Source organism: Catonella sp. (genome assembly GCF_052173895.1).
Taxonomy (GTDB): Bacteria; Bacillota; Clostridia; order Lachnospirales; family Lachnospiraceae; genus Catonella.
In genome coordinates this window covers 33,006-58,639 of record NZ_JBQMXS010000009.1, presented here as the reverse complement: position 1 = coordinate 58,639, position 25,634 = coordinate 33,006, and the positions used below count along the sequence as shown (strand labels likewise).

Annotated in this window: 20 protein-coding genes; all 20 read left to right on the top strand. The window is 36.6% G+C overall.

What is annotated here, in order from left to right; translation table 11 throughout:
* Window positions 1–6 precede the first annotated feature (6 nt).
* The 20 genes from ACTTG8_RS03625 to pepT all read left to right on the top strand — a co-directional run bounded on the left by ACTTG8_RS03625 (window position 7) and on the right by pepT (window position 25,609).
* On the top strand, window positions 7–846 hold the full coding sequence (locus tag ACTTG8_RS03625) for a TrmH family RNA methyltransferase (RefSeq protein ID WP_442560762.1): 840 nt from the start codon (window positions 7–9) through the stop codon (window positions 844–846).
* Window positions 847–1,032: 186 nt separating this feature from the next.
* Complete coding sequence (locus tag ACTTG8_RS03620) at window positions 1,033–3,060, top strand: DHH family phosphoesterase (RefSeq protein WP_442560761.1); 2,028 nt, start codon at window positions 1,033–1,035, stop codon at window positions 3,058–3,060.
* 31 nt (window positions 3,061–3,091) lie between these two features.
* Complete coding sequence (gene rplI / locus ACTTG8_RS03615; protein WP_442560760.1) at window positions 3,092–3,538, top strand: 50S ribosomal protein L9; 447 nt, start codon at window positions 3,092–3,094, stop codon at window positions 3,536–3,538.
* Between the two features lies 1 nt (window position 3,539).
* Window positions 3,540–4,880: a replicative DNA helicase gene (gene dnaB / locus ACTTG8_RS03610; protein ID WP_442560759.1), complete on the top strand. Its 1,341-nt coding sequence runs from the start codon at window positions 3,540–3,542 to the stop codon at window positions 4,878–4,880.
* A gap of 9 nt (window positions 4,881–4,889) precedes the next feature.
* Complete coding sequence (locus tag ACTTG8_RS03605) at window positions 4,890–5,348, top strand: divergent PAP2 family protein (RefSeq protein ID WP_442560758.1); 459 nt, start codon at window positions 4,890–4,892, stop codon at window positions 5,346–5,348.
* A gap of 109 nt (window positions 5,349–5,457) precedes the next feature.
* Entirely contained in the window at window positions 5,458–5,706 is a 249-nt protein-coding gene (locus ACTTG8_RS03600) for an HPr family phosphocarrier protein (protein ID WP_442560757.1), read from the top strand.
* A 158-nt stretch (window positions 5,707–5,864) separates the two neighbouring features.
* A complete protein-coding gene (locus ACTTG8_RS03595; protein WP_442560756.1) occupies window positions 5,865–9,269 on the top strand; it encodes a PD-(D/E)XK nuclease family protein in 3,405 nt (1,134 codons plus the stop codon).
* Window positions 9,250–12,792 carry a helicase-exonuclease AddAB subunit AddA gene (addA, locus tag ACTTG8_RS03590; RefSeq protein ID WP_442560755.1) on the top strand — a complete coding sequence of 1,181 codons (3,543 nt, stop codon included), beginning with the start codon at window positions 9,250–9,252 and terminating at the stop codon, window positions 12,790–12,792. The genes ACTTG8_RS03595 and addA overlap by 20 nt, the downstream gene beginning before the upstream one ends.
* A gap of 23 nt (window positions 12,793–12,815) precedes the next feature.
* Window positions 12,816–13,586, top strand: coding sequence for a class I SAM-dependent DNA methyltransferase (locus tag ACTTG8_RS03585; RefSeq protein ID WP_442560754.1), 771 nt, complete (start codon window positions 12,816–12,818; stop codon window positions 13,584–13,586).
* Window positions 13,587–13,590: 4 nt separating this feature from the next.
* The gene (gene hslO, locus ACTTG8_RS03580; RefSeq protein WP_442560753.1) at window positions 13,591–14,469 is read left to right on the top strand and encodes an Hsp33 family molecular chaperone HslO; all 879 of its coding nucleotides are present in this window, start codon (window positions 13,591–13,593) and stop codon (window positions 14,467–14,469) included.
* 79 nt (window positions 14,470–14,548) lie between these two features.
* Entirely contained in the window at window positions 14,549–16,384 is a 1,836-nt protein-coding gene (locus tag ACTTG8_RS03575) for an Ig-like domain-containing protein (RefSeq protein ID WP_442560752.1), read from the top strand.
* A gap of 32 nt (window positions 16,385–16,416) precedes the next feature.
* Complete coding sequence (locus tag ACTTG8_RS03570) at window positions 16,417–17,712, top strand: chloride channel protein (protein ID WP_442560751.1); 1,296 nt, start codon at window positions 16,417–16,419, stop codon at window positions 17,710–17,712.
* 29 nt (window positions 17,713–17,741) lie between these two features.
* On the top strand, window positions 17,742–17,900 hold the full coding sequence (locus ACTTG8_RS03565) for a hypothetical protein (RefSeq protein ID WP_442560771.1): 159 nt from the start codon (window positions 17,742–17,744) through the stop codon (window positions 17,898–17,900).
* A gap of 14 nt (window positions 17,901–17,914) precedes the next feature.
* Complete coding sequence (locus ACTTG8_RS03560; protein WP_442560750.1) at window positions 17,915–18,196, top strand: hypothetical protein; 282 nt, start codon at window positions 17,915–17,917, stop codon at window positions 18,194–18,196.
* Window positions 18,187–18,870 (top strand): metallophosphoesterase, encoded by a 684-nt coding sequence (locus ACTTG8_RS03555; protein WP_442560749.1) that lies wholly within the window; start codon window positions 18,187–18,189, stop codon window positions 18,868–18,870. The genes ACTTG8_RS03560 and ACTTG8_RS03555 overlap by 10 nt, the downstream gene beginning before the upstream one ends.
* Before the next feature lie 212 nt (window positions 18,871–19,082).
* On the top strand, window positions 19,083–19,442 hold the full coding sequence (gene crcB, locus ACTTG8_RS03550; RefSeq protein WP_442560748.1) for a fluoride efflux transporter CrcB: 360 nt from the start codon (window positions 19,083–19,085) through the stop codon (window positions 19,440–19,442).
* Window positions 19,443–19,448: 6 nt separating this feature from the next.
* Entirely contained in the window at window positions 19,449–21,482 is a 2,034-nt protein-coding gene (locus ACTTG8_RS03545) for a DNA gyrase/topoisomerase IV subunit B (protein ID WP_442560747.1), read from the top strand.
* A gap of 46 nt (window positions 21,483–21,528) precedes the next feature.
* The gene (locus ACTTG8_RS03540; protein WP_442560746.1) at window positions 21,529–23,766 is read left to right on the top strand and encodes a DNA gyrase/topoisomerase IV subunit A; all 2,238 of its coding nucleotides are present in this window, start codon (window positions 21,529–21,531) and stop codon (window positions 23,764–23,766) included.
* 45 nt (window positions 23,767–23,811) lie between these two features.
* Window positions 23,812–24,018, top strand: coding sequence for a hypothetical protein (locus ACTTG8_RS03535; RefSeq protein ID WP_442560745.1), 207 nt, complete (start codon window positions 23,812–23,814; stop codon window positions 24,016–24,018).
* A gap of 367 nt (window positions 24,019–24,385) precedes the next feature.
* Entirely contained in the window at window positions 24,386–25,609 is a 1,224-nt protein-coding gene (gene pepT / locus ACTTG8_RS03530; RefSeq protein WP_442560744.1) for a peptidase T, read from the top strand.
* Window positions 25,610–25,634 lie beyond the last annotated feature (25 nt).

Sequence of the window (25,634 nt, the reverse complement as noted above, 5' to 3'; positions counted from 1 at the left end):
AGCCTTATGGAGATTATTAGCAGTAAAGACAATAAGAAAATAAAATATATTCGCAGTCTTTTGGAAAAAGGCAGTATAAGAAAGAAAAACAAAACTTTTGTTGTAGAGGGTATCAAACTTGTAAGTGAGGCTTTGAGATATGGTAGGGTAAAAGAAATGGTTTTATCTGAAAGTCTTTATAAGGAGATAATTTCAGAAGATTTATCAAGTAATACCTTACTTTTAGAGAACGGTGAAAATATCGTAAAATATGTAAAGGAAGATAGTTCTACAATTGTAGTTTCGGATGCAGTCTTTAAGGCTGTGTCTGAAACTGTAAATCCTCAGGGAGTACTTGCCTTAGTAGAAACTCCTGAACATAACATCTTAGATAGGAGATTTTTAGAGACAGAATATAAAAAAGCAGGAAAGATAAAATTTCTTTTGTTGGAGGATACGGCAGATCCGGGTAATCTTGGCACTATGATGAGGACGGCAGAGGCAGCAGGGGTGACAGGTGTGATTATGAGTAAGGGTACCGTAGATATATTTAATCCAAAGGTAGTCCGTTCTACTATGGGGAGTATTTTTAGACTTCCTTTTTGTTATGTGGAAGATTTGAAAAAAGCAATAAAATTATTAAAGGAGTTAGGAATAAGTTTTTATGCAACTCATCTGAGAGGGAAAAATAGTTATAAAGGTATAGAATATAGCAATAAATCAGCTATACTTATAGGTAATGAGGCCAGGGGGCTTAGCGATGAAATTGCAGACCTTGCAGACATCTATGTGCTTATACCGATGCAGGGAAAAGTAGAGTCCTTAAATGCTGCTGTGGCTGCTGCACTTATGATGTATGAGGTGTAGTTTATAATTTTGACTTTGCAATCATATAGAAAAAAAACACTCATTGTGTTATAGTAAATATTTAAGGAATATTTAGCAAAAGGGATAGATGCTTTAATTATTTTAAGGCAAGAGCCTGAGAGAATCTATGATGTAATAGAAAGGAAAGAGCAGACACTCTGAGTGTAGGTAGGAAAGGATAATAGAATGAAATCTGATAGACAAAGTAAGCAGGAAATTTCAGGTAAACTGAGATTTTATTTTGCCTGGCCTATTGTATTATGTACAATTTTGATTGCAATGAATGTTGCAGTATATATGATTGATGCAGATGCAGCTATTGTTATATCTATGTTTCTGCTAGTATATATTATTTTTGCAACAGTAATTTATACATTTGGCAAGGTTGGTTTTAACACCGAATTGGTTCAGTATGCGATGAGGCTTGCAAAGACAGAAAAGGCAAGGCTTAACGAGATGGAAGTACCTTACGCAATAGTTGATGAGAGAGGAAATATCCATTGGTGTAACAATGCCTTTTATGATATTTCTAACTCAGACAATGTTGATAGAAATTCGCTTTTGAAAATCTTTCCTCACTTTGAAAATGCCCTAAGCAGCTTGGGAGAGGAGGACATAGAAGAAATAGCTATAAAGGATGATAGGGAATATAGGGTAGTATTTAGAAAAAATATGCGTGAAGATATTTCAGAAAATCAGGGAAGTAAAATTTCGGTATTTTTTTATGATACAACTGAGATAAATGCACTTTTAAAAGAAAATAATGAAAATAAGATGATAATGGGACTTCTCTACATAGATAATTATGAGGAGGTACTTGATAATGTGGATGAAGTGAAACGCTCACTTTTATCTGCGTTGGTTGAGAGAAAATTAACAAAGTTTACACAGAGCATAGATGCAATTACTAAAAAACTTGAAAAAGATAAATATATAATTATTTTTAAGAATAAGTACCTTGAAAAGCTTGAAAAAGATAAATTTTCAATATTAGATGAGGTAAAAAGTGTAAACATAGGAAATGATATGCCGGTAACTATCTCCTTTGGAATAGGTATTTCAAAAGAGTCTTATACTCAGTCCTCCGACTTTGCAAGGGCTGCTATAGATATGGCACTTGGACGAGGTGGAGATCAGGTTGTAATAAAAGAAAAAGACAGTATAGTTTATTTTGGTGGAAAAAGTCAGGGAACTGAGAAAAACACCAGAGTCAAGGCTAGGGTAAAGGCACATGCATTAAGCGAACTTATAGAGGCTAAGGACAATGTGCTTATAATGGGACATAAAAACAGTGATACGGATGCTGTAGGAGCAGCTATTGGAGTATACCGTATCTGTAAAACATTTAATAAAACAGCCCATATTGTAATAAATGATATTTCGAGTTCGATAGCACCGACTATTGAAAAAATGAAGGCTACAGCTGAAAATGGTGAGGAACTTTTTGTAACCGGTGAAAAAGCACTTGGAATGGTAGATAAGGATACCATGCTTGTAGTTGTAGATGTAAATAACAGAGAGTTTGTAGAGTGTGAGGAACTTTTAAATAAAGTGGATACAATAGTCTTGCTTGACCATCACAGGCAGGGAGAAAACCTTATAAACGATACTGTCCTATCTTATATAGAGCCTTATGCATCATCATCTTGTGAACTTGTAGCTGAAATACTTCAGTATATCGACTTAGATGTGAAGATGACCTCTACTGAGGCTGCAGCTATGTATTCGGGAATTATGATAGATACCAATAATTTCCTTACCAAAACAGGTGTGAGGACTTTTGAAGCAGCTGCCTTTCTAAAAAGAAATGGGGCAGATGTAACTAAGATTAGAAAAGAATTCAGGACGGAGATGGAGGAGTTTAAGCTTAAGGCGAAGGTTGCCAGTATGGCTGAAATATACCGAGGATGTTTCGCTTTTGCAAGATGTCTTGAAGGTGGTAAAAATGATAAAGATAGGGTTATTTTGGGGGCTAAAATTGCCAATGAGCTTATGGGTATATCTAATGTAAAGGCCTCATTTGTATTTACACCTATTGACAACCAAATTTATATTTCAGCACGATCTATTGATGAACTGAATGTACAGGTGCTTATGGAAAAGCTGGGAGGTGGAGGACATCTTTCAGTAGCAGGGGCACAGCCTAAAAATGTTACTATCGAAGAGGCTGAGAATATGGTAAAAGTGATACTTGATACTATGATAGATGGATGAAAGACTGATTTGTAATTAAAAGGAGGATATTATGAAAATTATTTTATTACAGGATGTAAAAAATCTTGGTAAAAAAGGTGAGCTTGTAGAGGCAAATGACGGCTATGCAAGGAATTTCATCATACCTAAGAAATTAGGAGTAGAGGCAAGCCCTAAGAACTTAAACGACCTTAGGCAGCAGAAGTTAAATGAGGAGAAGAAACAGGCTGAGATTTTAGCTGAGGCTCAGAAGATAGCAGAAGAACTTAAAGATAAGGTAGTAAGACTTTCTATAAGGGTAGGTAAAGAAGGCAAAGTTTTTGGACAGATATCAACCAAAGAAATTGCAGATGCGGCAAAGAAACAGTTTGGACTTGAGATAGACAAGAAAAAAATGGTGAGTGAGGGAATAAAGGCGGCAGGCACATATAAAATCGCTGTCAAACTTCATGCTAAGGTAACAGGAGAACTTACGGTAGAGGTAAAAGAAGAGGTATAATATGGCAGATGAGGAGTTTATTAGGAAAACCCCACCTCACAGTAAATCGGCAGAACAGTCAGTAATAGGGTCAATGCTTTTAGATACTGAAACCGTAATAACAGCAGCTGAAATTCTAGAAGCAGATGACTTTTATGATAAAAGATATGGAATTATATTTTCTGCGGCAGTGGCACTTGAAAAAGAAGGAAAACCTATTGATTATCTGACTATAGAAAATAAAATAAAGGAGATGGATAAGTCTCTTGGAAGTATTGATATGGATATTTTAAGGGAAGCGGTTATGGCAGTTTCTACTTCTGTCAATATAGCGACACATGCTGAAATTGTATATAAGTATTCCTTGTTTAGAAAACTTATAAAGGCTGCAGATGAAATATCGCTAAGCTGTTATGCCGGAGAGTCTTCCTTAGATGTTATCTTACAGAATACAGAAAAGAAGATTTTTGATTTGATAGGAAAGCGTCATATCGCAGATGCAGCTGACATCAAGACAGTAATGATATCGGTTATAGAGAGTATTGAAGCAGCCTCAAAAAGTGGAGGCAGGGTTACAGGTATAGCTACGGGGTTTGCTGACCTTGATTATAAGACAGCAGGACTTCAAAATTCAGACTTAATTTTGATAGCAGCAAGACCGTCTATGGGAAAGACAGCTTTTGCACTAAATATAGCGGAGTATGTTACAGTGAAAAAGAATGTGACAACTGCAATTTTTTCTTTAGAAATGTCTAAAGAGCAGCTTGCAAGGCGTATACTTGCGATGAATTCAAAGGTAGATTCACAAAAGCTTAGAACCGGTGATCTTTCAGACAAAGAATGGCTGGAGATTATAGATAGTGCAAGAATAATAGGTGGAACAAGCCTTATTATAGATGATACTCCCGGAATTTCAGTTACAGAGCTAAGGAGTAAGTGTAGAAAACTGAAATTAGAACAAAATTTGGGACTTGTAATTATTGATTATATACAGCTTATGACAGGAGGAGGCAAGTCCGAATCCAGACAACAAGAAATTTCAGAAATATCTCGCTCGTTAAAGGCTTTGGCAAGAGAAATCAATGCACCTATTATAGCCTTGTCGCAGCTTTCAAGAAAGGTAGAGAGCAGGGATGATAAGAGGCCTATGTTATCGGATCTTCGTGAATCTGGAGCGATAGAGCAGGATGCAGATGTTGTTATGTTTATTTATAGGGATGAATACTATAATAAAGATACAGAGTCGCCGGGAGTTACTGAGATTATTATAGGCAAACAAAGAAATGGGCCAATTGGCACAGTGGAGCTTGGCTGGAAGAGTGAGCTTACCAAATTTGTCAATATTGAAAGGGAAAGACATTAGAGGTAAATTATGGATTATATATCCCAGTTTTTTTCAAATAAGATAATTGTTGCAGGTATTGTAAGCTGGACTGCAGCACAGTGCTTAAAACTATTGCTGTATTGGATTGTAAATAAAAAGCTTAATTTTGAGAGACTGTTTGGAGATGGAGGAATGCCTAGTTCACATAGTGCGACTGTAACTGCAGTGGCACTTATGTCGGGACTTGTAGCAGGATTTGATTCTCCGATATTTGGAATAGCATTTATTTTGGCAGTTGTGGTAATGCACGATGCCAGTGGTGTAAGACTTGAAACCGGAAAACAAGCAAAAGTCATCAATGAACTCCTAAAAATTTTTGAAGACTTGGGTAAAAATAACCTAAGTACCGAAGATAAATTAAAAGAATTTGTAGGACATACACACATACAAGTGTTCGCAGGCTTTAGTTTGGGGATTATTGTGACTATAATATTTTTTTGTTTGTAATTTCTGAAAAGTCATGTTAAAATCAAATTAAATAAAATTATTTTCAATATAAATAATTTGGATTTTAATTCAGTCGTTAGAGGTTTTAAGATTTTGTAAGGAGAGAAAAATGCGTACAAAAGAACTGACTATTTCCAAAGATTTTGCTATGTTACCTGATGCAGTTGCAGAGCTTGTTCAGACAGCTTGTAGATTCGAGAGTAGTAGTTATGCTATTGCAGATGAAAAGAGAATTAATCTTAAAAGTATAATGGGTGTTATGTCTCTCGTGGCTGTAAAAAGTAATGAGCTTGTGATTGAAATTGATGGTAAAGACGAGGATCTTGCCTTTAATACCTTAGCTGGTTTTTGGACATAAGCCATTGAATCTTACTTATATTTAAGAAAGTCGTAGGCTGTCTTCATAACGGATGATTTCGTTAGAAGGCAGCCTTAGTTTTGTTTAATCTGATATTTTTAATGTTCTAACTATATGTTATACTGGTATGAGATAAAAGTTGAATATTGGAGGAAGATATGGCTGTTCAATATATTATAGGAGGAACAGGGAGGGGAAAATCTGAGAAATGCTTTAAGACAATAGTAGAGCAGGCTGAGACAAATTTAGAGAAAAACTATTTTGTAATAGTGCCTGAACAGTTCACTTTGCAGACTCAGAGAGAGCTTGTACACCTTAGTAAGAATAAAGCAATAATGAATATAGATGTCCTTTCTTTTATGCGTCTTGCTTACAGGATATTTGATGAACTTGATATAAAGGAAAGACTCATACTTGAAGATACAGGAAAAAATATGGTAGTACGCAAACTTCTTTTCTATCTTAAGAAAGAGCTGAAGTTTTATAAAAATGCTGCTGGCAAGCAGGGGTTTACAGAAGATGTGAAGTCGCTTTTAAGTGAGCTTATGCAGTATGGTATTACTCCTGACAGATTAGCTGAGATTGAAGAAAGGGCGGTATCTAAGGTCTTAGCAGCTAAATTGCATGATGTAGGGCTTATTTACAGGGCATTTAATGATTATAAAAAAGAAAAATATATTTCAGCAGAGCAGATTCTTGAGGTACTGGCAGAAGAAGTGGGTAAATCAAAACTTTTGGAAAATGCTGTTATTTGCTTTGATGGATATACGGGATTTACACCGACTCAGCTTAAGGTAATAGACATCATTATGTCAAAGGCGGAACACATATTTTTTACACTTACCATTTCTGAAAAGGATTATTTTGGTGGAGATGATGAGAAGTTTAGACTTTTCCATATGAGTAGGGATACAATTAAGAGGATAAATAAACTTGCCATAGAAAGAGGGCTTAGGATTGAAGAGCCTATAATTGCTGACTTTGATAACAAGGTAAAAGAACTCAGTCATTTAGAACAGCACATATTCAGGTATCCACTTGAGGTAATTACACCTGAGAATGAGGCAGTAAATATAACTGTCTGTAAAAATCCAAAAGAAGAGGCAGAAAGGCTTGTGCCTATTATCCTGTCATTGGTAAGAGATGAGGGATTAAGGTATAAGGATATTGCTATAGTTGCAAGTGATTTGGAAGAATATGGAGAGTTTGTAGCTGATGCATTATCAGAAAAGGGTTTGCCTTGTTTTTTAGACAGTAAGAAAACAATTTCAGATAATCCTTTTGTAGAGTATATAAAGGCATCTATTGCAGTTATTGAGGATAGGTTTTCTTATGATGCAGTTATGAGATATCTTAGAAGTGGTTTTAGTAATATGGATACAGCCGAGATAGATGTATTTGAAAATTATATTTTGGCAAAGGGTATAAAAGGATATAAAAGATATAGCAAGAGTTTTTTAAGTGAAGACCCTACTGAAGAAGAGAAGGTTGCAGAAAGTATAAGAATTAGTATCTTAGATGCTTTTACACCACTATATGATATTTTCAAATCTAAACAGGCAAAAACGGCAGATTTGGTAAAGGCTTTATATGAATTTATTGCAGTTTCAGGCAGTGAACAAAGGCTGTTGGCATTTAGTGAGAATTTTGAGGCTAAAGGCAAGATGGTAGTAGCTAAGGAATATGCAGGCTGTTACAAAATAGTAATGTCGGTTTTTGAAAAAATGTACGAACTTTTGGGAGATGAAAGGCTTAGTATAGAAGAATTTAGAACTATTTTAGAATCAGGTTTTTCAGAGGGAAAGGCAGGATTTATACCACAGGGGCAAGACAGGATAGTAGTAGGAGATGTGGAAAGAAGTAGACTGAAAGATGTTAAAGTACTTTTTTGTCTCGGCTTTAACGATGGAAAGATGCCAAAGGGTGCTAAGACTCGTGGAATAATAACAGATGCAGAAAAAGAAAAACTTGCAGGCATAAATATAGAACTTGCACCAACAGCTAGGGAGAAGGCTTTTAGGGAGCAGTTTTATGTGTATATGTTATTTTCAAAGCCTAGTAAAAAACTTTATGTTTCTTACAGCAGTTCAGATATGGAGGGAAAACCTTTAAAACCATCATACTTTGTGGAAAGACTGAGGCAGGTATTTAAGGATGAAAGTATAGAAGACAGAGCAGACGGAATTTCATTAAAAGACGAAATTCGTAAAGATGGTGGAATGGAACTTATATTACAGGCGATAAGAAGAAAAGATATAAAAGATGAGGCTGTTGTTGCCCTTATTAAATATTACGAGGGTCATCCGTTTGATAAATATAATAAGATAATAGGTGGGGTTCTTTCAAAGGCACATGGCAATAAACTGGAGGAGGAGATAGCTAAAAATCTTTATGGAGAGCTAAAGGGAAGTGTGACAAGGCTTGAACTTTTTAGTTCTTGTGCCTATGCGCATTTTATAAGGCATGGGCTTGGACTTAAAGAGAGAAAAGAATTTGAAATAAGGCCTATGGATGTAGGGAATATATTGCATGAGGCTTTGGAGAGATTCGCAAGAAAGGTTATAGAAAAGGGTGAGAGTTTTGCATCCATTTCAGAGAATGTACAGGGAAAAATTTTGACAGAGAGCCTTGAAGAAACTTTTAAGTATGGAGATGATATTTTTAATTCCTCAGCTAGAAATAAGTATCAAATTGATAGGCTTAAGAGGATTACTAAAAGGGCAGTATGGGCTGTACTCTCACAGTTTAAGGCAGGAGGATTTGTGCCGTTAGGGATTGAAGAGGAGTTTGTAACTAAGGGCTTTAAGGGGAGGATAGACAGGATAGACTCGGTACTTTCGGATTACTTGCCTGATGGAAGACTGCTTACAGAAAATAAGGAATATTCAAATTTTAAGAAAGTTGAATATATAAGAGTAATTGATTATAAGTCGGGTAACAAGGCTTTAGACCTTGACAGAGCCTTTTATGGGCTTGATTTACAGCTTTTTACCTATCTTAACTATGTGAGAAAGGAACTTGGAAATAAGTTGCAGCATAAAAATAATCTAATTATTCCGTCTGGGGCATATTATTTTCATGTAGATGACCCTGTTATAGATTTTGGAAAGGGTGAAGAGGCTATATTAAAGGAGATGAGACTTGAGGGAATAACTCTTGGTGGAAGTTACCACATAGGTCTTATTGACCGAGAAATGGCAGATGGAAAAGGGCTTAAAGCTCAGGCTGATTCTAAGGTAATAAAGCTGAAAACCAAAAAGGATGGAGAGCCTAGCAGTATCACAAGGCTATATAGCAGTGAGGAGATAACTAAGCTCACTGATAATGCGGAATTTGAGATAGAAAAATACAAAAATAAGATTTTAGAGGGAGAAATAAGTCCAAAGCCATATAGTCTTGGAAATGAGAAAGGCTGTACTTATTGTGAGTATAGGGGGCTTTGTGGATTTGATTTAAAACTTCCTGATTATAATTACAACAGGCTAAGACCGATAGAAAAAGATAAGTTTTTTGATGAACTTAAAGATAAGCTGGAGGGAAGTAATGGAAAAAAAGTGGACTAAAGAGCAGCTTTCTGTAATAAGTCACAGAGGCGGAAATATGTTGGTAGCTGCTGCTGCAGGCTCAGGAAAGACGGCTGTACTTATAGAAAGAATAATGAGCAGGATAATGGATGAAAATTGTCCACTTAATTTAGATGAACTTTTGGTAGTTACTTTTACAAGAGATGCGGCAAGGGAGATGAAAGAGAGAATAGGTAATGCCATTGCTGTAAGACTTAAGGAAGAGGTAGAAAAAAATCCGAATTCTGCCCTGTCTATTCGCCTTATGAAACAGTCTGCCCTGCTTTCAGAGGCTAATATGAGTACCATTGACAGTTTTTGTAAAAAGATTGTTATGGAGAACTTTAAGGAGGCGGACATAGATTCAGGTATCCGTACAATGGATGAAAATGAAGGAGTAATTATTAGAAAGAAGATACTTGAAGAAATATTAGAGGCTGAGTATGAAAAGAAAGATGCTGAATTTATAAACTTTGTGGAATATTTTGTAAGAGGGAAGTCAGATAAGATTCTTGAAGAACTTATTTTATTGGTTTATAGATTTTCAATGAGTCTGCCTGATAGGGAAGAATGGTTTGATAAAGAATTAACAAAGGCTGATGAGAAGTTTACAAACTCTGAATTAGAGGCTGAATTATTTGAATATTGTAAAAAAAATATAGCAGAGTTTCATAAGGAAGTAGAGAAATTTGTAAGTATTGCCTGCTCGCCTTATGGACCTGTTCACTATGCAGACACAGGAAGTGAAGATGCAGGCTTATTTAATGGTTGTATGCAGGCAAAAGATTATGAAGAATTATCTGAATGTGTTAAAAATATAGAGTTTGGCAGGCTTTCTACGAAGAAAGTAAAAGACCTTGATGATGAGAAAAAAGAACTTGCCAAGGCAGTAAGAGATGGCTATAAGGATGGATTTAACAAGCTGAGAGAGGATTTTTTTTCAGAAAGTATAGATGAAATAGAAGAGTCAAGAAAGGTAACAGGTAGAGTCTTAAAGGAGTTACTAAGGCTTGCAAGAAGTTTTGATATGGCTTATGCAGAGGAAAAGAAAAAAAGAAATGTAGCAGATATTTCGGACTGGGCGCATTTTGCAATTAAGGTGCTGTTAGAAAAGGGAGGAAAACCGTCTGATGTAGCTAGGTCTTACAGGGAGCAGTTTGCAGAGATAATGATAGACGAATATCAGGATTCTAATCTTTTACAGGAAAAAATTCTCACATCTATTGCAAGAAATGATAATGGTAAATCAAATATTTTTATGGTTGGAGATGTAAAACAGAGTATATACAAATTTCGCCAAGCAAAGCCTGAACTTTTTATTGAAAAGTATAATAGGTATGGAGATGGAGAGAATGACAGGCGGATTGTTCTCCGTCAAAATTTTAGGAGTGGATCTGAGGTAATTGAGTCTGTAAATGCCGTATTTGAAAGGACAATGACTGAGGCACTCGGCGGAATAGTCTATAATGAGGCGGCAAAGTTGGTTAAGGGTAATGACAAGAAGACTGATAATGAGGAAAATAAAACAGAGGTATTGCTGTTTGATGAAGAGGGAGAAGTACCTGAGAATTTTACAAAATTTAGTGACATTGAGCTTGAGGCATATATGGTGGCCGGCCGGATTAAGAGTCTTAGAGAAGAAAGGGAGTTAAAATACAGTGACATTGCTATTCTTCTAAGAACAAATGTAGAATGGGCAGAAAGTTTTAGAAGAGTATTAATTTCTGAGGGAATACCTGCAGTTTGTGAGTCTAGTGTGGGGTATTTTTCTGCATGGGAAGTACAGGTTATGGTAGCCTTATTAAAAATTCTCGATAATCCTCATCAGGATTTGCCCCTCGGAACAGTTCTGCTTTCGCCGATAGGAGGCTTTAATGAGGAGGAACTTGCAGTACTTCGTATAGACTCAACTAAAGAGGTGGATAACAATGCAGATTTGTGGACAAGGGTAGTAAATTCAAAAAATGAAAAAGCGATTAGATTTGTAACATGGCTCAATGAAAAAAGGGCTGAGATGATATTTATGCCTGTACATGAACTTATCAAAAAATTATTTACAGAGAATAATTTTTACAGCTATGTAAAGGCAATGCCCTCAGGGGAAACAAGGGGGGCAAACTTGGATATGCTTGTAGCAAAAGCAAAGGCGTATGAGGAAACTTCTTTGCATGGAGTAGTGCATTTTGTAAGATATATAGATAAGTTAAAAAAATATGAAGTTGATTTTGGAGAGGCAGGCATAGGAGGTGTAGATGCTGTCAGGATTATGTCAATTCATAAAAGTAAGGGCTTACAGTACCCTGTAGTTTTTGTATCAGGGCTGGCAAAAAAAATGAATAATCAGGATGCAAGGTCGGCTCTTGTTATCAATCCTGATGTTGGAATTGGAATAGATTTTTTCAATATAGAAACCAGAGAGAAAAAGAGTACGATTTTAAAGAAGATGTTAGCAAGGAAGTTAAGACTTGAAAATATTGCAGAGGAAATAAGGCTTTTATATGTAGCTATGACAAGAGCAGAGGATAAGCTGATTTTAACTGCAAGCATTAAAGACAGTGATAAACAGATAAAAACTTGGGAAGTGGATGAGCAGGACTATATTTCACTTTCTAAAGTAAATTCACTTTTAGACATTGCAATGCCTGCTCTTGTAGGCGAACATAAAAAAGGCAGGCTCGTACTTACAGTAAAGACTGCAAAAGACTTGGTCAAATCAGAAATAGATGGGATGGCGAAGAAAAAACTGGTTGAGAGTGATATAAGGCTGATAGCAAATCTTCCTGACAGTGTAGTTTATAAAGAAGTAAGTGATTTTATAAACAGTGAAAATGAATATATATACCCTTATCAAAGAGCAATAGACTTAAAAAATAAGATAACAGTTTCTGAGCTTAAAAGACTTCATTTAGATATAGCAGAGGAAGAAGAAACTTTACCGATTGTACCTCAATATGAAAATATAGAGAGTAAAGGCTATATACCTGAATTTATGCGTGAAGATAAAGAAGAGGTAAAGGGAGCGGCAAGAGGAACACTTTATCATTCAATTCTTAGCAAACTGGATTTTAGCAAAAATTATTCAGAGTCGGAATTTAGTGAATATCTGTCGAACCTTTTGTTTGATAAAAAAATAACAAAGGAAGAATTAAACAGCATAAAAGTAAAAGATTTTAAAAGATTTTTTGAGACAGGTCTATACAAGCGGATGCAGACGGCATTTACTACCGGCAAGTTATTTAGAGAAACTCCTTTTGTAATAGGTGTTGATGAGGAAGTGGGAGATACAAAGGAGATGGTATTGGTACAGGGTATCATAGATGCGTGGTTTTTTGAGGGAGAAGATGTAATCCTTATGGACTATAAAACGGACAGAGTATTTGGTGAAGAGGGAGCTTTGGAATTGGCAAGAAGATACAGAATACAGCTTGATAATTATTCAGAAGCCTTAAGGAGGATAACGGGAAAAAAACCTAAGGAGAAGATAATTTATTCGTTTGGGTTGGGGAAAGAAGTTTTACTTTAGAAGTAGTTGGAGAGGAGAAGAAAATGTCAGCATATTCAGGTTTTGCAGAGGTGTACGATAAATTTATGGACAATGTTCCCTATGATGAGTGGACTGACTATCTTGTGGGACTGCTTAAAGAAAATGGAGTAGAGGGCGGACTGGTAGCAGACTTAGGGTGTGGTACAGGTAATGTAACCGGTAGACTAAAGGCGGCAGGATATGATATGATAGGAGTAGACAATTCTGCTGAAATGCTCCAGGTAGCATTAGAAAAAGATAGTGAAGACATATTATATCTATGTCAGGACATGAGGGAATTGGATTTGTATGGTACTGTGAGGGCGTTTGTTTGTATCTGCGATGGAATGAATTATATTTTAGAAAAAGAAGACCTTGTAAAAGTATTTAAGCTGATTAATAATTATCTTGATACAGGTGGAATATTTATTTTTGACTTAAACACTGTTTATAAATATGAAAAGATATTAGGCGAGCAGACAATAGCAGAGAATCGTGAGAATATGAGTTTTATTTGGGACAATTATTATGATAGCAGCGAGAGGATAAATGAGTATGATCTGACCATTTATTTAGAAGATAGTGAAGATGAACAAAGAAGATTTTTAAGATTTGATGAAATTCACTATCAAAAGGGTTATACTATAGAGGAAATAAAAGAAACTTTAGAGGAGGCGGGGATGGAGTTTATAGCAGTGTATGATGCATTTTCTAAGAATCCCCCAAAAGAGGATAGTGAAAGGTTATATTTTATAGCTAGGGAGAAATATCAGGAAGGAAAAACATATAGGTAAATTTATGAAAGATTATGTAATAAGAGCGGTGGCAGCAGGAGGAGAGGTAAGAGCCTTTGCTTGTACAACTAGAAATTTAGTGGAGGAGGCAAGACTTCATCATGACAGTCTTCCTGTGGCAACAGCAGCCTTAGGGAGGCTGCTTTCAGCCGGGTCTATGATGGGCATTATGATGAAGGGAGAGGAAGATAAGCTAACACTTCAGATAAAGGGAGATGGGCCTATAGGTGGGGTAGTTGTTACAGCAGACTCTAAGGCAAGGGTAAAGGGATATGTACTTAACCCTGAGGTGGATATTCCACTTAAAGCAGAAGGTAAGCTTGATGTAGGCAAGGCAATAGGAAATGGAGAGCTTACTATCATCAGAGATTTGGGACTTAAAGAGCCTTATGTAGGAAGAACAAGTTTGATTACAGGAGAAATAGCAGAGGATCTTACATACTATTTTGCATCTAGTGAACAAGTACCAAGTGTAGTAGCACTTGGAGTGCTTGTAGACAGAGATTATAGTGTAAGAAGAGCAGGGGGATTCATTATTCAGCTTATGCCGGGTGCCGGTGATGAAACTATAGATGCAATTGAAAAAAAGATTCCTATGGTGACTTCAGTGACACAGATGCTTGATGAGGATATGACTCCGGAGGAAATACTTACCTTCATTCTTGAAGATTTGGGAATTGAAATAACTGATAAAGTAGAAACATCTTTCCTTTGTGACTGTAATAAAGAAAGAGTAGAGCAGGTACTTTTAAGTATAGGGGAAAAAGAACTAAGAGGACTTTACGAAGAGGCAAAGCCGGTAGAGTTATGCTGTCAGTTCTGTGGCAAGAAGTACGAGTTTATGCCTGAAGAAATTGGAGAATTGTTAAAAAGTGGGAAATAGGTAAGAAAATTAACACAGTTCGGACATATTTAGGTGTTAAGTTCAGAGATAGTTATAAATGTGTTGAAGGGAGATTTAAATGAAAAATAGATTTTGGGCTTTAGTCCTTGCAGGAACTCTTGCTTTTGGGAGTTTTACTGCCATAGCTCCAAAGGAAGAGGCAAAGGCGGCAATAGCATTTTTATATGACAAGTATACTCCGAGCTCTATGCTAACACTAAAAAAGATAAAAGAAGTATTTATAGGTCAGGAGAATTTGGATCTTGAATACAGCATAGGGGGTAGGACTTCCGGAATAAATGGAAGATGGAAATCTTCAGACAAAAATGTAGCATCAGTGTCTAAAGAGGGTATAGTAACTGCTAAAAAACCGGGGAGTACAATTATAAGTTTCACTTATAAGGAAGTAAAAAAGCAGGTTACAATTAAATGTAAAATTAAGGTAAATAGTGGAGTAGATAGTCTTTCAATAGCTGGAACAGGTAAGTTTGACGGTACAATGTTTACAGATTCCATTATACAGTTTAAGGCTACAGCAAAGGCCGGTTCTGAAGAAATGAAGATAAATCCGGGAAGAAAAGCTACATATGGAATATTCTATGAAATTTTTACGGATGAGGCTTGTACAGTACAGGTAGCGCCTTCTGTTGCAACCATCACATCTTCAGGGTTTATGGTAGCAGGAAGTGGTGTTTCTAAGGTATATGTAAGGGCGGCTGTGAAGGCAGGAAGGACTGCTACAGATGGAATACGAAGTAATGTTATAGGTGTGGAAATAAAGGATAGGGTGCTGATTCCAACAAGGTCTGCAGTTAAGGAGATAATAGTTGAAAATAATGAAGCACCTTTAGCAACCTTGAGCGACAGTGGAATGAAAGCAGAGGTAAGGTATAAGCTTTTAGACCAGTATGGTAATGATGTTACTCGTGATTTGAGGTTTGCAGGTAAATGTAGTGCAGTATGGGAAGGAAATAAGCCTGTAAAATTAATCTCAGATGGTAAGTTCTTAATTGATTTAGAGCCAAACCAGACAGTGGGATATATGGGAAAGTTAAATATAACATACGGAGGAGAAGGAAGTTTCAGTAAGGAAGTACAGATAAAGATTGGAAGCCCAAGTTATATTAAAAGTATAGAAATTATGGGTATATATAAGAGGACAGTTACAGGCTATTCTAAGGTAATGGATAGTAGTACATTTTTAGCTAATGGAACTGTAATTACCTCTTTTGGAGGCAATTCCGTATTGAATACAGTACCGGGTTCTTATTATGTACTAGTAAGGGCAAAGGATAGTTATGGAAACAGTATTTATAATTCCGGTATTCCACAGAGTAAAATTTCTCTTGTGATTTCCGGCAATACAGGTCTTGCCCTTGATACGGCAGATGGAAAAATACAGACAATATCACCAATTACGATAGATGGAGAGACCTTCCTTACTTATCCTCTTAGGGCTGCCAGATTAAATACAGGTACAGTTAATATAAGGGCTGTGGCAGTAGGAAATTCAGCAAGCCATGCATTGGATTCTAAGGTAACAGATGGTGGCAGTGTAGGTTCGCTTGCTATAGCAGGAGAGGGTGTTGTTGGAAAGGAGAGTATGATTACTTATATTCTTACCAATACATCTAATGTGCAGGTGACAAAATATGATGAAGTGCTTTCTGTACTGGGATTAAGCGACAATGGAGCAGGGCAGGTTTTTATTATGCCGGGTTCAAGTATTATAAGTTCATCGTTAGGTTCATATTTTTATATTAAGAAAAATATATCTTCAGGATTTGCAGAGTTTTACTATGTTCCATCAGGAGCAGTGCTGCAAAATTCTACGGTGGAAAATTATGAGAAAATAACTGTTCTTAAAGGAACAACAGGTGAAAAAGAATATGCACTTAAAGTTAAGGCTAGATAATCTTAATATTAAATGAAAAGGTTGTAAAAAAGTTGAATAAAATTATAACAGAGATAAGGGTAAATATTTTTAATTTATTTCGCTGGTATATTCTTGCCACAGTGGTTGGCCTCTTTGTAGGAGGCATCAGTGTGGCATTTTCAGCACTTGATGGAAAGGCAAATAATCTTTTAAATGCAAATCCCGGTATAATTTTCGGTTTGCCTGCAGCAGGTCTTATTATAGTATTTTTATATCATTTTGAAGGAGTATATAAGTCTAGGGGAACCAATCTTGTAATAAGTACGATACAGGCAAAAACAGAACTGCCGGTAGTTATGGCACCTTTAATTTTTCTTTCCACTATTATAACTCATGCCTTCGGAGGCTCAGTAGGCAGGGAGGGGGCAGCCCTACAGCTTGGTAGTGCGGCAGCCGCCAGCTTAAACAAGATAAAATGGCTTAAGCTAAGCGAAGAAGAAAAACGCATGATTATTATGTGTGGTATGAGTGCTGCTTTTTCTGCTATTTTTGGTACACCCATAGCAGCAGTGTTCTTTCCTATGGAAGTTGCCAGTATAGGTATAATACAGTATTCTGCTATGTTTCCTTGTTTTGTTTCTTCTATAACGGCAAGGTGGTTAGCCCATTTATACGGACTGGAAAAGGAACATCTTGGTAGGGTGACGGATGTAGGAGTTAATTTTGAAGTGGCATGGAAGATAGCTGCTCTTGCTATTATTTGTGGACTTTTAAGTATAATTTTCTGTTTACTATTAAAAGGGACAGGGATAGCATTTTCAAAGTTACATATAAATCGCTATTGTCAAATCTTTGTAGGTGGTACAATTTTCGTTGTTATAAATACCTTGCTTGATACAAAGGATTTTCTCGGAGCAGGTATGCCTGTGATAGAAAGGGCAGTAGAGGGCGAGGTTGTATGGTATGCCTTTCTTATGAAAATGCTCCTTACTGCACTTTGTATAGGTGCCGGATATAAGGGGGGCGAAATAGTGCCTTCACTTTTCATAGGAGCAACCTTTGGCAATCTCTTTGCCCATATTTTTGGCTTACCTACTTCTCTTGCTGTAGCCTGTGGAATGGCAGCCTTATTTGTGGGAGTTACAAACTGCCCTATAGCCTCTCTGCTTATTATTTCAGAATTATTTGGATTTAAAGAGGGTAATATCTACTTCTTACTGGCTATTACCATCAGCTACATAATGTCAGGCTATTTTGGACTTTACTCAGAGCAGAACATTATATATTCCAAGTTCAGGACTAAGTATATAAATAGGAAGGCAGGAGCTTATGAGGAAGAGCTGGAGAAAGGACAGGGGAGGAATTGAGCAGTGATTTAAGAAAAGAATTTCCGGATATGAAAGTATTTTCAGCCGAAAACTTAAAACATATTAGATATTGGTATATTTTTTATAATGATTGCTTAATTGGGTTACAAGCTGTAACCCAATTATCGGATATTGAAAGAAGGATAAAAAGTATTCCTTGGGGACACAATCAAATGATATTGGTATAAGAAAGGAAGAAACTATGGAGAAGTTTGTTAGTAAGCTGAAGTTAAAAGATATAAGAAGTTACATTTCAAAAATAGATCCTATTCAGATATTGCAGGAAGATAATTCTTATGAAAACTTTGATGATATTTCAAAGGTGTCTGCGAAGTACGATGAGTATTATGTTTTGGGATTTGGGGTGATTAAGGAAATTAAGAGTGAATTTTCAAACCTAATACAAAGTACAAATAGTTCTTCCTTTGTTCCTTGCTTGGAGATTTTAATTAGCAAGGAGAATAAAGAAAGGAAATGGAATTGAAAATAATTTATTGTATGAGCGATATTCATGGTTGCCTTAATGAATTTAAAGAAGCTTTAGAATTCATTGATTTATCTGGGAATAATAAACTCATATTGCTGGGAGATTATGTTCATAGAGGATTTGACAGCTATGGAGTTTTAGAAGAAATTATGAGACTCCAAAGGGAATATGGTAATGATAAGATTATAGTTCTAATGGGTAATCATGAGGAAATGTGTATAAGAGGCAGTGTGCCTATTGAGAGTTCAAATTATTCTGATATATTTGATGAGAATTTAGAAAAGAAATACATAAATTGGATGAAAAATCTTCCGTTGTACTATATAGAAGGAAACAATATTTTTTGCCATGCAGGTCTAGATGAGAAAAACGAAGGAAATTTGACATTTAAACGAGATGTTGATAAATACTTGTTTCTGTGGAAATTCCCTCCTGAACTTGGAAGATTTAATGATGGAATGAAAATAATAGCAGGTCATGTCTATACTTCTGAGATAGCACATAACCCCAAATATCATGATATTTATTATGATGGAGAATCACATTTTTATATTGATGGGAATGTTTTGGAACATCATATATTGAATATATTAAAAATAGATGTGGAAAAAGAGAAATACTTTCAGATAGATTATAGAGGAGAATATCCTGTTTTTCCATTCGAAGAATGAAATTTTTAAGGGTTATTTATATAAGAGTAATATTTTATGCTTATGGAGTTTAAATTATCATAATAATTTGTTTTAAGCACAATGAAAGAACTCATGTTCGAAACTTCTTGCAAACAGGCATTTAATCTGCTATACTAAATTGTCGATGAAATAATTTTGCTATGTTTTAACATAACTTATATATTTGTATTACAAGCATGGAGGTATGAAAATTGTTCATAAAATGTCTTGCGGTAGGTATAGGAGGATTTTTGGGTTCTATTTTAAGATATCTGCTGTCTGAAATTCCCATTAAACAAATAAATTACCCTATAAATACGCTTATTACAAATATAATCGGAGCTATAATTATAGGTATGGTTGTTTCTTATGCCGATAAAACGGGTATGAGACCTGAAAAATTATTGCTCTTAAAAACAGGTTTTTGCGGTGGATTAACCACATTTTCTACATTTTCGTATGAAGCTTTCAGCCTCATCGATAAGGGAGAGTTTTTGTCGGCAGGAAGCTATATTTTTTTATCCATAGCTTGTAGTATAGCAGGAGTATATTTAGGACTTAGGATGGTGTAATAATTTATGAGTGAAAATTATGACGGTAGTCAGATAGTTATATTAGAAGGACTTGAGGCGGTTAGAAAACGCCCGGGTATGTATATAGGAAGTACAGGCACAAGAGGACTTCACCATCTTATATGGGAAATCCTTGACAATGGTATAGATGAGCATCTTGCAGGCTTTTGTCCTCAGATAGATATAATTCTTAGGCGAGATGGAAGTATCACTATAAGGGATTATGGAAGAGGTGTACCTGTAGACATACATCCAACCAAGAAGATACCGACAGAAAGAGTTGTGTATACAGTTCTACATGCAGGAGGCAAGTTCTCAGGCGGAGCGTATAAGGTGTCGGGTGGACTTCATGGAGTGGGTGCATCAGTGGTAAATGCTCTTTCTACCAAAATGATAGTTGAAATAAGAAGAGACGGCAATGTTTATGTGGATGAGTATGAAAACGGCGGACATCCTGTAACAGCCCTTGTTAAAGGCGAACTCCCTGCGGTTAAAACGTGTAAAAAGTCTGACAAGGGAACTAGCGTTACCTTTTACCCTGATAATACTATCTTTGAAACCATTGAATTTAAGGCTGATATAATTAAGAAAAAACTTAAAGAGACGGCTTTTTTAAATAAGGGGCTTAAATTAAACTTTAAGGATGAAATTACAGGTGAAGAAAAGACCTACGAAGAAAAAGACGGAATTAAAAGCTATGTAAAATACATCAATCGTGAAACAGAAGTAATTCATGATGAGGTGGTATATGTAGAGGGTGAGTCGGGTGATATAGAGGTTGAAGTGGCATTTCAATATACTAACGGCTTTTCGGAGCAGATAAATGCCTACTGTAACCGTATAAATGTAGTAGATGGAGGAACTCTAGTAACAGGTTTTAAGACTGCACTTACAAGGGTCATGAACCAGTATGCGAGAGAACTTGGCTATCTTAAGGGCAAGGACGATAATTTTGACGGAAAAGATATCCGCAATGGTATAGTTACAATCATTTCGATAAAGCACCCTGACCCTCAGTTTGAAGGACAGACCAAAACTAAACTTGGCAATACAGATGCTAAGACAGCTGTAGAAGAAGTAGTTTCAAAGGAAATCGTAAGATATTTTGATAAAAACATAGAGGTGCTTAAGTCCATTCTTGACCTTGCACAGAAGTCCTACAGTGCAAGAACTGCTAGTGATAAGGCAAGAAATGCCGTACTTAAAAGCTTAAATGACTTTGATGTAAAAAGTAAGCTTGCATCCTGCTCGTCTAAGAATGCAGAAGAATGTGAGATTTATCTTGTGGAGGGAGATTCGGCAGGTGGTACGGTTAAGACAGCCAGAAACCGTAAGACTCAGGCTGTACTTCCACTTCGGGGTAAAATCTTAAATGTAGAGAAGGCGGCACTTGAGAAGATACTTGTAAATAATGAGATAAAGTCAATGATAGCTACCTTTGGCTGCGGCATAGGTGATGAATTTGATATAAGTAAGCTTCGCTATGATAAGATTATTATTCTAACAGATGCTGACGTAGATGGTGCTCATATAAGTACTCTTTTGCTTACATTTTTTTATAGGTTTATGCCTGACCTTATTAAAGAGGGTAAAATATACAGAGGGCTCCCACCACTATATAAGGTGGACTATGAGGAGAGCGGAGACAAAGACTTAGAAGAGAAAAAGCTTGGTGAAGGACAGCTTGATATCTTTCAGCTTGGAGTAGAAGATAAGCCTTCTGAAAAACAGCCTAAGGCTAAGTCAGGAAAAAAGAAAAAGAAGTCGAAATATATTTTCAATGACTATGAACTTGAAAAATTTAAGAAGAATAAAAATCGTAAAATCCTTGAGATACAGCGTTACAAAGGTCTTGGAGAGATGGATGGGGGACAGCTTTGGGAGACAACCTTAGATCCTAAGACACGTTCGCTTGCGAGGATAGATATAAGTGATACAGTTGAAGCAGATGAGGTTACAAGTCTGCTTATGAGCAGTGTAGTTCCCCCAAGACGGGAATTTATTATGAATGAAGCGAAATATGCGAAGGTGGACATATAATAAAAGTTTGTAGATAATCGGGACTAATTTATAGGAAGTGGAAAGTATGGTAACAGAAGAAAACATTATAATTCAGGATTTCTCTGAGGAAATGAAAAATTCCTACAGAGATTATTCTGTAAGCGTAATTATATCAAGAGCCCTGCCTGATGTAAGAGATGGTCTTAAGCCGGTTCAGAGAAGAATACTTTATGCTATGAATGAACTGGGGTTAGCACCGGATAAACAGCATAGAAAATCAGCCCGTATAGTCGGAGATACCATGGGTAAATATCATCCGCATGGTGACTCTTCTATCTATGATGCCCTTGTGCATATGGCTGAGGAATGGTCTATGTCAGTGCCGCTGGTTGACGGACATGGAAACTTTGGCTCTATAGATGGTGACTCGGCTGCGGCTATGCGTTATACGGAGGCTAGGCTTTCAAAGGGAGCTATGAACCTGCTTACAGGGCTTGACAGAAATCTTGTTGACTTCGTGCCAAACTTTGACGAGAGAGAAAAAGAGCCTGTTATACTTCCTGCAAAGCTCCCATTTCTTCTGATAAACGGAACTACAGGAATAGCTGTAGGTATGGCTACCAATATACCTCCACACAATCCGGGAGAGATTATAAGGGGAGCAATAGCCCTCCTTGACAATCCTGAACTTACCACAGAAAAATTGATGAAATATATACCGGGGCCTGATTTTCCAACCGGCGGTATCATAGCCAATGCAGACGAGATTGCAAATATTTACGAAAACGGTGAGGGCAGGCTTCGTGTAAGAGGCAAGTATGTAATAGAAGATGGTGAATATGGCAAGAAAAATATAGTTATAACTGAAATTCCTTTTACCTCAACAGGTAACAAGTCTAGGCTTGTAGAAAGTCTTGTAAACCTTATGAAGGATAAGGTGTTTGATGAGATTGCAGATGTAAGGGATGAATCTTCATCAGATGTACGTATAGTGGTAGAGGTTAAGAAGGGAAGAAATGTAGAAAACCTCCTTAACGGAATATTTAAGAAAACTCCTTTGGAAGATACCTATTCAGTAAATATGCTTGCAGTAAGAGATAAGCAGCCAAAGGTATTCTCACTAAAGGGAATTTTAGAAGAATTTTTGGGCTTTGAAGAAGAGCTTTATACCAAGGAATATACACATTTACTGGAAAAAGCAAAATCCAGAGCAGAGGTTGTGGAAGGTCTTATTAAGGCTGTAGATGTAATTGACCTTATTATAGAGGTGCTTAGAGGTTCAGAGTCTATAAAGCAGGCAAAGGACTGTCTTGTAAATGGTAATATAGCGGAAATAAAGTTTAAGAGTGAGGCATCAAAAAAGGCTGCGAAGGGGTTTGACTTTACCGAGCCACAAGCTGATGCAATACTTGCTATGCCGCTTAGCAGACTTATAGGGCTTGAGGTCTTAAAGCTTTCGTTAGAGGCAGAAAACCTTAAAAATAATATTGAAGAATATAAGAAAATATTATCAGATAGAAAAGAACTTCATAGGGTAATAAAGATTGATTTAAAGGCAAATGTAAAAAACTTTGAGAAGCCAAGACGTACTGAGCTTTTAAATGAGGAGAAGCAGGTCTATGTGGAAGAAGTAAAAGAAGAAGATGTATATGTACTGATAGACCGCTTTGGTTATGCTAAGAGCGTTGATGTAAGCAGTATTTCAAAGGCAAATGAAGAGGCTCTTAACGAGTATCCGACTAAAATCCTGATAAAGAATACTGACAGAATTTGTATATTTACAGCAAGCGGAAATATGCATCAGGTCAAGGCTAAGGACATACCTAAGGTAAGGCTTAGGGACAAGGGAATATTAGTACACAATATCTCAAAGGTTGGCAAGGAGGAGATTATACTTTATACCTCTTTTGCAGAGCTTTTTGAGTCTATGGTTTTCTTTGCTACTAGGAAAGGTTTTGTAAAGCTTGTTTCGGGTGTGGAATTTGACACAAACCGTTCAGTAATGCTTGCAACTAAGCTTGAAGAGGGAGATGAACTGCTAAGTGTAAGGGTGTTAAGTGCTGCAGAGATACTTTCACATGACTTAAGGGTTTATATGCTCACAAAGAAAAAGCTTGGACTCTCCTACCTCCTTGATGAAGTGGTTGAAATGAAGAAAAGCGGCAGAGGAGTTAAGGGAATTAGTCTTGCCGAAGATGATGAGGTGAAAGGCGTGGCTGTTGAGGTCAGTGCTACTACAGAAGTAGAATTTGATGGTGACAGCTATAAGGTAGCTAAGTTCAAACTTAAAAAGAGGGCTGCTAAGGGAGATAAAATTAAGTAGGTTGTTTGTTGAGAGTGATTAATAGAAGAAAAGGAGGAGATGCTTATGCTTACACTAAGTGGATATTATGATGGCAATACTGTACAGGCATTGGAAAAGATACAGGCAAAGAAAAATCAAAAAGTGATAATTACAATTTTGGATGAATTTATTGAAGAAAGTCCGAAAAAAACCAGAACCACCGAGGCTGCGAAAGGCTCCCTGGCAAAGTATGCTAATCCTGAATTATGGGACAAAGAGGGAACTGCCTAAGGGAGATAAAATTAAGTAGGCAGCTTTGTACCCACTAAGTCACGCCCCTACCTTTGTAAGGTACTCGGAAGCTCAGAGCTGAGAGGGCGCATTCGCTTCCGAGCACACTTACAAACGGGGCTGATTATTGAGAAATACAAAGATGTTATTTGCTTAGTTTTGGAAATGATTACGAAAAGTATTATAATTTTATCCCCTTAGTCGAAAAGCGAAGGGAATTTTACTTGCATTTAAACTTTAATTTACAGCTTAGAATTATAAATGCCTAAGCGAGCGCATTAGGCGAAGCGAAGCGGATGCCGGAGCGAGTCTGGACATTTTATAATTCTGAGCGTCCCTAGAATAGTAATAGGAAAAGGAGAATACCATGAAAACAGTTAAAGACAGGTTCTTAAAATATGTATCATTTGATACACAGTCAAAGGATGGAGTTGAGGAAGTACCAAGTACAGCCAAACAGCTTGAACTTGCAAAGTTTTTGGCAGAAGAGCTTAAGGAGCTGGGGCTTAGTGAGGTAGAACTTTTAGACCATGGCTATGTATTTGCAACTTTGCCGGCTACAACAGAAAGAGATTTGCCGGTGCTTGGTTTTGTTGCACACATGGATACAAGTGATGCCATGTCAGGTGCTAATATTAAGCCACGTGAGATAGATAACTATGATGGCAAGGACATAGTGCTTAATGAGACTCTAAATGTAATTATGAAAGTCAGTGATTTTCCTTTCCTTCCTGAGTTTAAGGGAGAAAGGCTTATAGTAACTGATGGAACTACCCTCTTAGGAGCAGATGACAAGGCAGGAATTGCTGAGATTATGAGCATGGTAGCTTATTTTAAAGAGCATCCTGAGATAGAACATGGAAAAATCAGGATAGGTTTTACCCCTGATGAAGAAGTAGGGAATGGCACAAAATATTTTGATGTAGAAAAATTTGGTGCAGACTATGCCTATACTGTTGACGGTGGCAGGCTGGGAGAACTTGAGTACGAAAATTTTAATGCTGCAAGTGGTAGGGTTACAGTTAATGGTGTGTCTATTCATCCCGGTTCTGCAAAATGGAAGATGAAGGATGCGATTAGGATAGCGATGGAATTTCAGACTATGCTCCCCGTATATGAAGACCCTTACTGTACTGAGGGCTACGAGGGATTTTTCCATATTACGGAGATAGAGGGAAATACCGAAAAAACTAAGTTAAACTATATAATTCGTGACCATGATGCAGATAAGTTTGAGGCTAAAAAGGCTCTATTTGCAAAAGTAGGAGAATTTCTTAATGCAAAATATGGTGAAGGGACAGTGGAGGTATTGATTGAGGACTCATACCACAACATGAGGGAAATGGTTGAGCCAAATATGCACCTTGTAGAAAATGCAAAGAAAGCCATGATTGAGCTTGGAATAGAGCCGAGAGTAGAACCGATAAGGGGTGGTACAGATGGAGCATCACTCTCATATATGGGACTGCCTTGCCCTAATATCTGCACAGGTGGTATGAATTATCATGGAAAATATGAATTTGTATCAGTAGATGCTATGTTTAAAATTGTGGATTTATTGAAGAAAATAGTATTGACTTATTCTGAGTAGAAGAGAAATATACAAAATATTCTAA